This window comes from Blautia sp. DFI.3.45 (assembly GCF_020593505.1).
Lineage (GTDB): Bacteria > Bacillota > Clostridia > Lachnospirales > Lachnospiraceae > Blautia_A > Blautia_A wexlerae.
Genome location: NZ_JAJDMI010000041.1, coordinates 19,826 through 32,957, shown reverse-complemented (window position 1 = coordinate 32,957; position 13,132 = coordinate 19,826). Strand labels below are relative to the sequence as shown.

Here is a 13,132-nt window from a genome sequence, read left to right as displayed (position 1 = left end):
GACGATACAAAAATTTATTATTTTTTATTGTCCTCTTGACGGGGAGCATACCAAACTTGCAGGGCGTTATTTTTGCTATTTTGCATGGCTCGTAGCGTTCACAAATTCTTCACAAAAAATTAGCACTCACCTCTTGACAGTGCTAATAATAAGTGTTATATTACAGCTAGAACAAAGGAAGGGGAACAAAAAGAGAACAAAGAAATAAGTTCTATGAGATTCCTGATAACCTAAGTTCCAAAGAAACAAGGTAAAGATGCATAACTGAGAGTCCATCACATGTAGATGAACGGTATAGAAAAGGAGAGATGACTTATGTTGATGCCTAGTATTTTTGGAGAAAATTTATTTGATGACTTTTTTGGAGATTTTCCATTTTATTATGATGACAGAGCAATGAAAGATACAGAGAAGAAACTTTACGGACGCAGAGCCAGCCATATAATGAAAACCGATATCAAGGAAACTGATAAAGGCTATAAACTGGTCGTAGATCTTCCGGGATTTACCAAAGATGAAGTAAAGGCTGACCTGGAGAATGGTTATCTGACTATCAGTGCAGAGAAAGGTCTGGACAAAGATGAGCAGGAGAAAGAGACAGGACGTTATATCCGTAAGGAACGTTACGCAGGTGCCTGCAGCCGTAGCTTCTATGTAGGTAAAGAAGTTGAGAAAGAAGACATTAAAGCAGAATTCAAACATGGTATCCTCACATTATTTGTACCAAAGAAAGAAGCAAAACCAGCAGTAGAACAGAAGAAAACAATTGCCATTGAAGGCTGATGAATAAATATTCTGACTGACCCGTTAAGGGTCAGCCAGAGATTAAAAACAGATATAAAAATAAAAGCTTACACTAAAAGATTGAAGATAAAAGGTTGAAAAAACCTGTAAAGATAGATTTGGAAAGTAAATCTGGCGAACAGATTTGACATATATAAAATATATTAGAAAAGGAGATATGACTTATGTTAATGCCTAGTATTTTTGGAGAAAATTTATTTGATGACTTTTTTGGAGATTTCCCATTCTATTATGATGACAGAGCAATGAAGGATGCAGAGAAGAAACTTTATGGACATAAAGCAAATCATGTAATGAAAACTGATATCAAGGAAATGAATAACGGATACGAACTGATTGTAGATCTTCCAGGATTTAAGAAAGATGAAGTTCATGCAGCACTTGAAAATGGTTATCTGACCATCAGTGCAGAGAAAGGTCTGGATAAAGATGAGAAGGAAAAAGAGACAGGACGTTATATCCGCAGAGAACGTTATGCAGGTGCCTGCAGTCGTAGCTTCTATGTAGGTAAAGAAGTACATCAGGACGACATCAAAGCAGAATTCAAACATGGTATCCTGACATTATTTGTTCCGAAGAAAGAAGCAAAGCCAGCAGTGGAACAGAAGCACAGCATCTCCATTGAAGGATAATAGATGTTAAGTTACAGCAACGGGAGGTCAAATCTTTTGGCTTCCCGTTGTTTGCATAATGAGGATCGCAGAAATATGAAGTCAGGAATGATTGCGTTAGAATGTGTTTATGAGGGAAGGTGATGATATTGAAAAGAGATTACTATGAAGTTCTTGGCGTGAACAAAAACGCAGATGCAGCAACGATTAAGAAAGCATACAGAAAACTGGCAAAGAAATATCATCCGGACAGTAATGAGGGAAATGCTTCGGCAGCAGAGCATTTTAAGGAAGTAAATGAAGCCTATGATGTTCTGAGTGATGAGAAGAAACGTAAACGGTATGATCAGTTTGGCCACGCTGCTTTTGAAGAAGGTGCCGGTAATTATGGAAACGCACAGGGAAGTCCTTTTGGCAGTGGCTTTGGCGGAGCACAGGGCAATCCATTTGGCGGTGGTTTCCATGGCTCGTACAGTGATGGCAATGGTTATCATGAATATCATTTTGAGAATGGTGAAGATATGGATGATATCCTGAAGAACATCTTTGGTGGTGGATTTAAGAAGAGTAAATCATCCGGTGGTTTTGGAAGCAGCGGTTTCGGTGGCAGTGGATTTCACGGAAGTGGTTTTGGCGGATTCGGAAGCAATGGAACTGGCGGTTTTGGCGGTTCTTACAGCAGTAAAGGTGAGGATCTTCATGCAGAGGTTACTGTCAGCTTTGATGAAGCTGCTTTCGGTGGAAAGAAGGTTATCCGCCTGCAGAGCAGCAACGGTGGCGTCCAGAATTACGAAGTCAATATTCCGGCAGGTATTGAATCCGGTAAATCTATCAGACTTAAAGGAAAAGGATATCCGGGAGTCGGCGGAGGTGAAGCCGGTGACCTGCTTCTGAAAGTAAACGTTCAGGATAAACCCGGATATAAACGGGAAGGCAGAGATGTGTACACAACTGTAAATATCCCATTTACAACAGCAGTATTTGGCGGTGAAGCAAAGGTTCACACCATTTACGGTGATGTTCTCTGTAACATCAAACCGGGTACTCAGTCCGGAACGAAGATACGTTTGAGAGGTAAAGGTATCGTTGCCATGAACAATCCGTCTGTACACGGTGATGAATATGCAACTGTACAGATTGAAGTTCCGACAAACCTGACATCGGATGCAAGACGGAAACTGAAAGAATTCGAACAGGAATGTAATGGAAGCCGCAGAAGCCGTGGATTTGGCAGCGGGAGTGCGGCGTGAAGGGTAATCAGAAATATTTTTGAGAATATAGTGAAGCAATTTTACAGAGAAACGAAAAGGATACATGCACAATAAAATCACAGTGCATGTATCCTTTTAGCATAATAGGGAAAAATATTCTATGAGCTTTTTCTGATATAGAATATTGTTTATCTGGGTTCTTTCCCATCACGGAAGAGCATCATCATTTCCTTGGTCAGGCTGATATTATTGCCCTGATCCGGGATTTTGTCACGTTCTACCCACTGTGCCATGGAGAGCTCTTCATGGTCAACGGTCAGGGTATCATCGCCGTCCACATCACAGAAGAATCCGAAAAGCAGGGTACCGCTGAAGGACCATGGCTGGCTTTTGTAATAGCGGAGATTCTTTACCTTAAGGCCAACTTCCTCCATTACTTCTCTGTGAACAGTTTCTTCAATGGTTTCTCCGATTTCTGCAAAGCCTGCGATAAGGGCGTAACGCTTAAATCTGCGGCCCTCATATTTGGAAAGAATGATTTTATCTCCGTTTGTGATTCCTACGATTACTGCAGGACACAGGACAGGGTACTCCTGATTGCCGCAGGAAGGGCATTCCATCATACGTTCTTTTTGGCTGTGCAGCATTGGTTTTCCACAGCAGCCGCAGAACCGGCGCTTGCTGTACCACTGGAAAAGCTGATGTCCTGTAACTCCTGCAAATGCCAGATGCTGTGGCCGGGCTGTCCGAAGATTTCGTATATCCTGGAATTCGTAATCTGGAAGAAGGGTGGTATCCAATTCCGGGATCAGATAGAAACGCTGATCATCGATAGAAAACAGATAAATATACTTGCTGTAGAGATCTGAAACTTTTTCCTCCAGATCCTGAAAACGTGGAAAATAAATATCTGCTTCCCGTTCCTGATGTGGAAGAAGAATACTGCCTTTTTCGTAGGCAAGGATAAAACTGTTCTTATCTGGGGCAGAAGGTTTGTATTCGTTGTGGTAAGTGTGTGGTGCGATATCCTGAATCATAGTAATGTTCCTTTTCTGTTACTGCCGCCGCAGAGTTGTTCTGTGAAATATATTATAGGTGCGGAAGTGAGCAGTAATCTATTATTTATTAAATGAGCAGGCAATCCTGCAGGCAGGATTGCCTGTACATAGTATATTACGGCAGTTTTAGAAAAACAAGAGAAGATGTCCAATTGCTACAGGCAATCTGTTACTGTGAACGGAGTGGACGGTAACATTTTGGCTTGCATGTCTCGGGATATTACCAGGGAACAGTAATACAGTAACATAAGAAATACTGAAAAAAATAAAAAACGTATTGCACTTTGAAAATGAGAGTGGTATAATCAGTTTAACAAATTGGTAATACCAAACAACGAAATGAGTAATACTTGAATGGAGGGATTTTACAGTTATGGGATATGTAAAATGGAGTTATGACACATTAAATACTTTTTGCCACGACGTATTTCGTAAATTTGGTTTTAATGAAGAAGAGACGAATATCATCAAGGATGTTTTGCTTACCGCAGATCTGTACGGGATTGAAAGCCATGGAATGCAGAGAATGGTAAGATATGATAAAGGAATTGAGAAGGGAACCATCCATCCGGATGCGAAACCTGAGGTCGTATTTGAGACACCTGTATCAGCAGTGATCGACGGACATGACGGTATGGGACAGCTGATTTCCCATTTTGCAATGGAGAAAGCTATTGAGAAGGCGAAGAAAACAGGTGTTGGATTTGTATCTGTAAGAAACTCCAATCATTTCGGTATTGCAGGATATTATGCGGAAATGGCTTCCAAACAGGGCTTACTTGGTATGGCATGTACCAACTCGGAAGCAATCATGGTACCTACCTTTGGACGAAAAGCAATGCTTGGTTCCAATCCCATTGCAGTGGCAATGCCGGCAGAACCTTATCCATTCCTTTTTGATTGCTCCACAACAGTAGTTACCAGAGGAAAACTGGAAATGTATAATAAGATGGGAAAACCACTTCCACAGGGCTGGGCTCTGGGAGCAAATGGTCAGGAAAGCACAGATGCCCCGGATGTACTTGCCAATATTGTTGCCAAGAAGGGCGGCGGAATCATGCCACTTGGCGGTAATAAAGAGGTAAACGGAAGTCATAAGGGTTACGGTTATGGAATGCTCTGCGAGATTTTCAGCTCCATCTTTTCCATGGGTGTTACTTCTGATAAATGCTGTACATTTAAAGACAAGACAGGTATCTGTCATGGATTTGCTGCCATTGATCCCGCAATCTTCGGAAATGCAGATGATATCAGGGCGCATTTTTCCGAATATCTGGAAACTCTTCGTCAGAGTCCAAAGGCAGAAGGCGCAGAGCAGATTTATACTCATGGTGAGAAGGAAGTATTTGCAGAAAAAGAGCGCAGAGAGAATGGCATTCCTGTAAATGACAACACAATGGTTGAGCTTGCCAACCTCTGCAATTATCTGAAGGTTGATTTTGGCTCTTACTTCAAGGGCTATGAACTGCCGAAGGACAGTAAGTTCTTTAGTGGTAATTATTAAATAAGCGCCCATCATGCTGATAACCATAACTATAGAATATATCATATAAAATTACTTTTTTTGAGACGCCCGTTTATCAGCATGTGGAAATAAAAAGAAACTGCATAATCAGATACGACCGGTAGAATTTACAGATCGTATCTGATATGCAGTTTTTTGTTTTCTTTAATTTTCTTCAGTATTCTTCGGACAGTTATGAGCATTCATGTCATCGTTGTCTGTCATAAGATATTTGCGGATCGCAAACAGAACTGCGATACTGAGTACGCCAAGAAGAGTTTCTGCTGGCCCGAGGTGTTCGACTACCATCTGACGTGCTGTGGCAAACATCAGAACCTCAACAACTGTCTGTGCGGAATGCTGGCAGAGCATTTTTACAAATTCCACGCCTACTACCAGAGACAAAGCCTGGGAAAGGAAAGTGCTGAAAAATTCTGTATCCATGGACATAACAGAAGTATCTGCAACCTCCATGATCAGCCGGAAGCCTGCCAGTGCGATCACCAGCAGAATTACCATAGAAAGAGCAATTTCCGCGTAACGTGAAATATTGTAAATGATTGTGTTAAAGTGTTTACGAATGTTATGGTTAACCTGTCGTTTGGGGCTCATAACTGTGAGTCCTTTCTGTTTTGTTGTATATGGTGAATGTAAAGAAGTGTAACTGTTTATAGTGTTACGAAAAAGATTAATATAAATAATCTTTATTTACATAACCATATTTGCAGAGTTTCTGGGAGTAAATATACCAGTACTGTGCATCAGTTGTATCCACAAGCTGAACTGTATCGCCGGAATATAACTGTCCGATCTCGTTGGAAGAGTCGTAAGCCTTCGCAGAGCGCAGAGCCAGATAACCGGTAGCAACACTGACTGTTCTGGTGGCATATGTGGTTGTTCCGCCAATCAGATAATCTTTATTTACATATCCGTTTTTTCCTAACTTCTGAGAGTAAACGTACCAGTACTGGGAATCGCTGGTGTCGATAAGCTGAACTGTATCGCCGGAATACAGCTGTCCGATCTCATTGGAGGAATCATAAGCTTTTGCGGAACGCAGAGCCAGATAACCCTTGGCAACACTGACAGTCCTTGAATCTCCGGAAGAACTCTGTGCACTGGCAGCAGTATCGCCACTGTAATATAAGTAATCTTTATTTACATAGCCGGATAAGTTCAGTTTCGGAGAATAGACATACCAGTACTGAGGATCACTGCTGTCAGAAACTGTTACTGTATCACCGGAGTATAACTGTCCGATCTCGTTAGAAGAGTCATAAGCCTTTGTAGAACGCAGAGCCAGATAACCTTTGGCAACACTGACAGTATAAGAACCGGACGAACTTGTCGGCTGTGATGAGAGGAAATACAGGTAATCGTTATTTACGTATCCGGATTTGTTCAGTTTTGGAGAATAGACGTACCAGTAATCACTGGTGGTATATTCTGTAACTTCAACAGTATCACCGGAATACAGCTCGCCGATCTCGTTGGAGGAATCATAAGCCATGGCAGAGCGCAGAGCCAGATACCCTTTACTTACACCTACCTGATAAGTGTCAGATGCCATAACGATCTGTGAACTGCAGGGTACAGATACAGCAGCAATCGTAGCTGCAAGAATCATGGAAACTGCAATATTTTTTCTTTTTTTCATAGTGAATCCCTCCTTTGAGTTATTATGTACTCTGAGAGTACATTATTTAATTATAGTAATCGTAAATCGTTCTGCTTAAGGTAGCGATCGTATTCTGTGCGGAACCGGCACTTGAGAGATTCTGGGACATAAATACGATTACTACGTCATTTTTGGAATCATAGATGATTCCGGCATCATTTTCCACGTTGTCAAGTTCTCCGGTTTTATTTGCGGTTTTGACTCCTTCCGGAAGCTGTGCGGGAATTTTGTTACAGCGTGTCTGTGCCTTGAGCAGATTAAACATATCAGTGGCATGGGTGTAGCCGGATGTATCCTGTTTATAAATCTCCTGCAGGAGATGACCACAGTCTCCTACAGATGTGTAGTTATCATCATTCTCATTGCTGGCAAGGAGCATACGTCCCATGTGAGTCTGGTCATAGCCATGTGCCTGGCAGAAACTGTTGACAGCCTGCATACCTGCTGCGGAATCGCCGCCGCCAAGATAAGTTGTCAGGGTATTGGCTGCATCATTATCGCTGACTGTGATCATGGAGTACAGATTGGAGTCTACAGAATCCCTGCCGTATTGTCCGGTTATCTGATCATAATTCTCGTAGACAGCTCCCATGATATAGAGCTTGATCAGGCTTGCAGCCTGCATTTTCTGATCATTAAGACTGCCCTCGGTTCCATTTACAAGATCGGATATGAAAACAGCCCAGGTTCCATTTTCAGCGGGAAGCTGACTTTGAACCTGTTTTAAAATTGTCTCCAGTTTCTCATCTGTGACCGGTTCTGAAGATGTGCCTGCCCCGGAACCGTTAAAGACGCTTTCAGAACTCTCTGAAGATGAAGAAGGGGAAAGCATTCCCTGACCTTCTACGGATGTTCCCGCGGCCTCTGCATTTCCAGCAGCATGACTGCTGTATGCAGGAGTAACAAGAAGGCTGAGCGATAGCAGAGGTATTAATAATTTTTTTGAAAACATTGCGTTCACCACCTGTTAAATATTTACTGTAAAACATTCGGAATCTGTTGATCTGTTATATAAATCGTATTTCTTTATATTTAGATAAATCAGGTTTAAAAGTCTTATTGTGCAGGCACAAATGATTTTTAAAGTCTGATATCTGTATATACAAAATTATACAGTGTTTGGAGTTGTGTTACAAGTGTATTTACGGTTGACTTAAAATTTATTTTGGAATTGTTATAAGTAAGTTCCTGTGGAAGTTGCAGAAAATTCGTGATATATCGTGTGAATTTATGGGATAGTATAAATCTGGCGTAATACATCTGTCTTGTGCATGGTGTATATTGAGATGCGTTCATACAATTTGTAGGAATACGGGCGTGAAAAATCCGCATATCTGATTATATATTTTGGATTGTATAAATGCTACAATAAAATCATCAGAAACGAGACAAAGAACGGCAAATTAAACAAATAAATGTGGGAATGTGGGGGCATTTTCATATTGCATGAGGAGGTAGATTATATGTTAACACCGAAACAGAATATGCTGGAAGTTATAAAAGGCGGAAATCCTGACAGATTTGTTAATCAGTATGAAGCAGTGCAGCTTCTTTTTCATCCGTTTATGTTTACAAACCCGCTGCTTCAGCCCGGACAGGAAAATGTAGTGAATGCATGGGGGGTAACCAATACTTTTCCGAAAGGAGTTCCGGGTTCTTTTCCTGTACATACTCCTGACAAGATCGTGGTAAAGGATATTGAAGACTGGAAAGACTATGTACATGCACCGTCTTTGAAATTTACCCAGGATCAGTGGGATATGGTGAAGGCTCAGTATGATGCAGTTGACGGAGAACAGGCATTTAAAGCAGCTTTCGTTGCACCGGGATTATTTGAGCAGACTCATCATCTGTGTGAGATCAGTAATGCGTTGGTTTATTATATTACTAATCCGGATGAAATGCATGATCTGATCAAATATCTGACAGAGTGGGAACTGGAACTTGCTGAAGGTATCTGTTCCAACCTTCATCCTGATGCATTATTCCATCATGATGACTGGGGTGGACTGGACAGTACATTTATGAGTCCTGCAATGTTTGATGAATTTTTACTTGAACCGTATAAAGAAATTTACGGATATTATCACAGTCATGGCGTTGAGTTGGTTATCCATCATTCTGACAGTTACGCAGCAACACTGGTTCCTTCTATGATTGAGATGGGGATCGATGTATGGCAGGGATGTATGGAAACCAATAATCTTCCGGAACTGATCAGGAAATATGGCGGAAAGATCAGCTTCATGGGCGGTATCGAAAATCGTGCAGTTGATTTTGAGGGCTGGACAGATGAGAATTGTGATGCAGTGGTACGTCGTGTCTGCGAAGAATGTGGAAACAAATACTTTATTCCATGTATCGCTCAGGGTGGCCCTGGTTCTGTTTATCCGGGTGTTTATAAATCTCTCTGTGATTCCATTGACAAGCTGAATGAAGAGAAATTTGGCATTAAGGCATCTGAATCTACAAGGCTTCCATGGCAGATTATGTTCTGATCTCAGGTATTTGTCAGTGGCAAAACGGAATACAAATATCTGTCCGACATTTAGATGAAATTTCAGGTGTTGCAGAGGATGATGCTATGGAGGTGTTTGAAAATGATTATTATTGGTGAGAAAATTAATGGTTCTATCCCGATCGTTGCAGAAGCGATCGCGAAAAGAGACTCTGAATTTATTAAAGCAAGAGCAAAGCTTCAGGCGGAAAGCGGAGCTACTTATATTGACTGTTGCGCTTCTGTTCCGGAAGCGGAAGAAGTGGAAACATTGAAATGGATGATCGACTGTATCCAGGAGGTTACAGATCTTCCGATCTCAATTGACAGCCCGAGTCCGGATGTTCTGGCACAGGCTTATAAGTTCTGTAAGAAACCTGGAATTTTTAACTCTGTATCAGGAGAGGGACATAAGATTGATACGATTTTCCCGATCATGTCTGAGCCGGGAAATGAGGGATGGCAGGTAATTGCGCTGCTGAGTGACAATACAGGTATTCCGAAATGTGCAGCAGACCGTCTGAAAGTTTTTGACAAGATCATGGCGAAAGCGAAAGAGTACGGAATTGCTCCGGACAGGATTCACATTGATCCGCTGGTTGAGATGCTTTGTACTTCTGAGGATGGTATTGCAACGAATATTGAGACGATCACAAGTGTACGTGAGCAGTATCCGACCATTCATATTACGGCAGCAATCAGTAATATTTCTTTTAATCTGCCGGTTCGTAAGCTGATTAATTACGGGTTCCTGGTACTGGCAATGAATGCAGGACTGGACAGTGGAATTATGGATCCGACAAATAAGGATATGCTTGGACTGGTTTATGCAACAGAAGCATTACTTGGTCTGGATGATTATTGTATGGAATATATAGGGGCTTACAGAGAAGGCTTAATTGGTACAACAAAGAAGAAGTAAGTTGAATCTGCAGAAACTGTGTAAATGAATTAAGTGGTTGGAATCTGAAATTGAGAAATAACAGGAGGATTTGATTATGTCCAAGATAAATGAAGTTGCGGAATTAGTTGAAAAAGGGAAAGCGAAATTAGTAGGACCGGCTGTACAGGAAGCCATTGATGAGGGTGATGATCCGGTTGCGATTCTGAATGATGGTATGATCAGTGCGATGTCTGTAGTTGGTGAGAAATTCAAAAATGGTGAGATCTTTGTTCCGGAGATGCTGGTTGCAGCTCGTGCTATGAAGAAAGGTGTTGAGGTTCTGAAACCGCATCTGGCATCTGGTTCTACAGGTGCACTTGGTAAGGTTATCATTGCTACAGTTTCCGGTGACCTTCATGATATTGGTAAGAATCTGGTTGCCATGATGATCGAGAGTGCCGGATTTGAGGTGATCGATCTTGGGGTTGATGTTCCGGCGGCTAAGATTATTGAGTGCTATAAAGAGAATCCAGATGTCAAGATTATTGCACTTTCTGCACTGCTGACTACTACTATGCCGGCTCTGAAGGAGACTGTTGAGGCGTTGAATGCGGCGGATTTCAGAGGTAATATTAAGGTTATGGTTGGCGGAGCGCCGATTACAGAAGCTTTTGCTGAGGAAATTGGTGCTGACGGATATTCTGATGATGCGGCTAGTGCGGCGTCACTGGCTAAGAAGTTGGCGGCTTGATCTGATTGTTTTGTGCGGGTTTAGTATAACATGAAAATATTATGAGGGGACTGCTCTGGGGAGTGGTCCTTTCGTGTATTTTGGGATTTTTGGGAGTGTGTTATAATGGAAAAAAGGGGACGCTCAGAAAAATATTTTATTTCATGTGCGGTTTCGGGGTCTAAGATATTCTAAGTTCTCAGAAATCTGCTAAAGGCATGAGCAGCCTTCTCAAACTCGCTCCGTTGCAAACTTCGCTCAGACAGTGATACAGTCTGCTCATAACGCAGATTTCTGAGAGCTAAGAATATCTAAGACCCCTGCAAATGCACATGAAATAAAATATTTTTCTGAGCTGTTCGTTGGTTGTTGTAGTGTTTGGATTGGATATGTGGGAGGTTTTTATGGCTTGGGTTAAGTTTGTGCGCGAGGATGTTGAGATAGAGGTGGAGGATGGTATATCGGTACTGGAGGCGGAGATTCAGGCGGGACTGAGGCCGGATGCGCCTTGTGGCGGGCTGGGGAAATGTGGGAAGTGTCTGGTTAAGATTAATGGTGAAGTTGTTAAGGCGTGTCAGATTCGGATTGGTGAAGGTGAGACTTGTGTAGTGGAGACATTGGACAGGGCTGGCAATGAAAAGATTTTGACGGATGGATTTAACAGAGAAGTTGTGTTTGAACCGGGACTACGGATGGCTCAGGTTGAGCTGGAGAAGGCGAAAACAGGGGAGAAGCGGTCGGACTGGCAGAGGCTGCTGGATACGCTGGCGGAAACAGATGGTGAGGTTGAGCCGGGGCAGATGGAGGTGGATCTGAAGCTGGCGGGTGAATTGTATGGGATGCGCAGGGATTCTGATGAATGGTATGTGATTTACAGTAGACGGCGGATTCTGGAAATGAGGAAGGAAGCTGGTCGGAGGTGTCTGGCAGCGTTTGATATTGGGACGACTACCATTGCGGGGTATTTGCTGGATGGTGCGGATGGGAGGACTCTGGCAGTTGAGAGCAGGATGAATCCGCAGGCGCAGTATGGTGCGGATGTGATCATGCGGGCGAATTATGCGCTGGAGCATGGAACAGAAGCGTTAAGTATGTGTGTTCGGAAAGCGGTTAATGAGATGTTGGGAAGTCTGGCAGAGGATGCAGGGATAAGGAGAGAGGATGTTTTTCAGGTGTGTGTTGTGGGAAATACCTGTATGCATCATCTGTTTCTGGGGATTTCTCCGGCTTCGCTGGTATATGCGCCCTATACTCCGGCTGTGAGTGAGAGGCTGGTGCTGAATGCGGGGGATTATGGTCTGGCTGTGCAGGAGCGTGCAGAGTTGATCATGCTTTCGGATATTGCAGGATATGTGGGAGCGGATACCTGTGGATGTCTGCTGGCTATCAGGCAGGATCAGCAGGAAGAGATTTCTCTGATGATCGATATTGGAACGAATGGTGAGATGGTTCTGGGAAACAGGGAGCGGATGGTGACCTGTTCTACTGCGGCCGGGCCTGCTTTTGAGGGTGCGAAGATTGAGTGTGGAATGCGTGGCGCGGCCGGGGCTGTGGATCATGTGAAGTATGAGGATGGGAAGTGGAACTATACAACTGTTGGGAATAAGCCGGCGGTTGGTTTGTGTGGTTCGGGATTGATCGATCTGGTGGCGGGTCTTCTGGATGCTGGAATGCTGGATGAGAATGGTGTGCTGAGAAGCGGACAGGAGAAGCAAGGTGTGTTTATTCTGGTACCGCCAGAGCGGGGCGGTAATGAGAGAGGAGTTTATCTGACGCAGAAGGATCTCGGAGAGGTTCAGCTTGCGAAAGCTGCGATTGCAGCGGGAATTCAGATGCTTATGGAGCGGATTGGGATTACAGAAGATGATATTTGTTCGGTATATATTGCAGGTGCTTTTGGCAACTATATGGATCCGGTCAGTGCCGGGAAGATTGGCTTGCTTCCGGCGACGCTTGTGAAGAAAGTGAAACCAGTGGGAAACGCTGCTGGTGAGGGTGCGAAGATCGCACTTGTGAATGAGAAGGAAATGCTGGAGATGGATGAGCTGGTGAGAAAGATTGAATTCGTTGAGCTGGCTGCTTCGGCTGATTTTCAGGATCATTTTATTGATGAACTGGGATTTGAGACAGGTGAATGATTTTATCCGCCTGATTGA

Annotated in this window: 13 protein-coding genes; 9 read left to right on the top strand and 4 right to left on the bottom strand. The window is 43.0% G+C overall.

Annotated features, from left to right (window positions below):
• The first annotated feature begins 315 nt into the window (after window positions 1-315).
• The 3 genes from LJE09_RS13175 to LJE09_RS13165 all read left to right on the top strand — a co-directional run bounded on the left by LJE09_RS13175 (window position 316) and on the right by LJE09_RS13165 (window position 2,665).
• The gene (locus tag LJE09_RS13175; protein ID WP_227311428.1) at window positions 316-783 is read left to right on the top strand and encodes an Hsp20/alpha crystallin family protein; all 468 of its coding nucleotides are present in this window, start codon (window positions 316-318) and stop codon (window positions 781-783) included.
• A gap of 185 nt (window positions 784-968) precedes the next feature.
• On the top strand, window positions 969-1,436 hold the full coding sequence (locus LJE09_RS13170; RefSeq protein ID WP_008705425.1) for an Hsp20/alpha crystallin family protein: 468 nt from the start codon (window positions 969-971) through the stop codon (window positions 1,434-1,436).
• A gap of 125 nt (window positions 1,437-1,561) precedes the next feature.
• Window positions 1,562-2,665: a DnaJ C-terminal domain-containing protein gene (locus LJE09_RS13165; RefSeq protein ID WP_227311429.1), complete on the top strand. Its 1,104-nt coding sequence runs from the start codon at window positions 1,562-1,564 to the stop codon at window positions 2,663-2,665.
• Window positions 2,666-2,814: 149 nt separating this feature from the next.
• Here LJE09_RS13165 and nudC read toward each other — a convergent pair whose 3' ends face one another.
• Window positions 2,815-3,663 (bottom strand): NAD(+) diphosphatase, encoded by an 849-nt coding sequence (gene nudC, locus LJE09_RS13160; RefSeq protein WP_026649297.1) that lies wholly within the window; start codon window positions 3,661-3,663, stop codon window positions 2,815-2,817.
• Between the two features lie 394 nt (window positions 3,664-4,057).
• Between nudC and LJE09_RS13155 the strand changes: the two genes are divergently transcribed.
• Entirely contained in the window at window positions 4,058-5,188 is a 1,131-nt protein-coding gene (locus LJE09_RS13155; protein WP_022380451.1) for an Ldh family oxidoreductase, read from the top strand.
• Window positions 5,189-5,353: 165 nt separating this feature from the next.
• On the opposite strand, the gene LJE09_RS13150 is transcribed toward LJE09_RS13155, so the two are convergent.
• The 3 genes from LJE09_RS13150 to LJE09_RS13140 all read right to left on the bottom strand — a co-directional run bounded on the left by LJE09_RS13150 (window position 5,354) and on the right by LJE09_RS13140 (window position 7,818).
• Window positions 5,354-5,800, bottom strand: a complete 447-nt coding sequence (locus tag LJE09_RS13150; protein ID WP_008705419.1) for a phosphate-starvation-inducible PsiE family protein — start codon at window positions 5,798-5,800, stop codon at window positions 5,354-5,356.
• Window positions 5,801-5,876: 76 nt separating this feature from the next.
• Window positions 5,877-6,845 (bottom strand): SH3 domain-containing protein, encoded by a 969-nt coding sequence (locus tag LJE09_RS13145; protein ID WP_227311427.1) that lies wholly within the window; start codon window positions 6,843-6,845, stop codon window positions 5,877-5,879.
• Between the two features lie 46 nt (window positions 6,846-6,891).
• Window positions 6,892-7,818: a serine hydrolase gene (locus LJE09_RS13140; protein WP_227311426.1), complete on the bottom strand. Its 927-nt coding sequence runs from the start codon at window positions 7,816-7,818 to the stop codon at window positions 6,892-6,894.
• Between the two features lie 511 nt (window positions 7,819-8,329).
• Here LJE09_RS13140 and LJE09_RS13135 point away from each other — a divergent pair.
• The 5 genes from LJE09_RS13135 (at window position 8,330) to LJE09_RS13115 (ending at window position 13,114) form a co-directional block, all read left to right on the top strand.
• Window positions 8,330-9,364 (top strand): vanillate--corrinoid protein methyltransferase, encoded by a 1,035-nt coding sequence (locus tag LJE09_RS13135; protein ID WP_022380455.1) that lies wholly within the window; start codon window positions 8,330-8,332, stop codon window positions 9,362-9,364.
• A complete protein-coding gene (locus tag LJE09_RS13130) occupies window positions 9,346-9,483 on the top strand; it encodes a hypothetical protein (RefSeq protein ID WP_161325070.1) in 138 nt (45 codons plus the stop codon). Before LJE09_RS13135 ends, LJE09_RS13130 begins: the two co-directional genes overlap by 19 nt.
• Window positions 9,467-10,285: a methyltetrahydrofolate cobalamin methyltransferase gene (locus LJE09_RS13125; RefSeq protein WP_227311425.1), complete on the top strand. Its 819-nt coding sequence runs from the start codon at window positions 9,467-9,469 to the stop codon at window positions 10,283-10,285. Before LJE09_RS13130 ends, LJE09_RS13125 begins: the two co-directional genes overlap by 17 nt.
• 76 nt (window positions 10,286-10,361) lie before the next feature.
• A complete protein-coding gene (locus tag LJE09_RS13120; RefSeq protein WP_008705414.1) occupies window positions 10,362-10,997 on the top strand; it encodes a corrinoid protein in 636 nt (211 codons plus the stop codon).
• A gap of 383 nt (window positions 10,998-11,380) precedes the next feature.
• Entirely contained in the window at window positions 11,381-13,114 is a 1,734-nt protein-coding gene (locus tag LJE09_RS13115) for an ASKHA domain-containing protein (protein ID WP_227311424.1), read from the top strand.
• The last annotated feature ends 18 nt before the right edge of the window (window positions 13,115-13,132 follow it).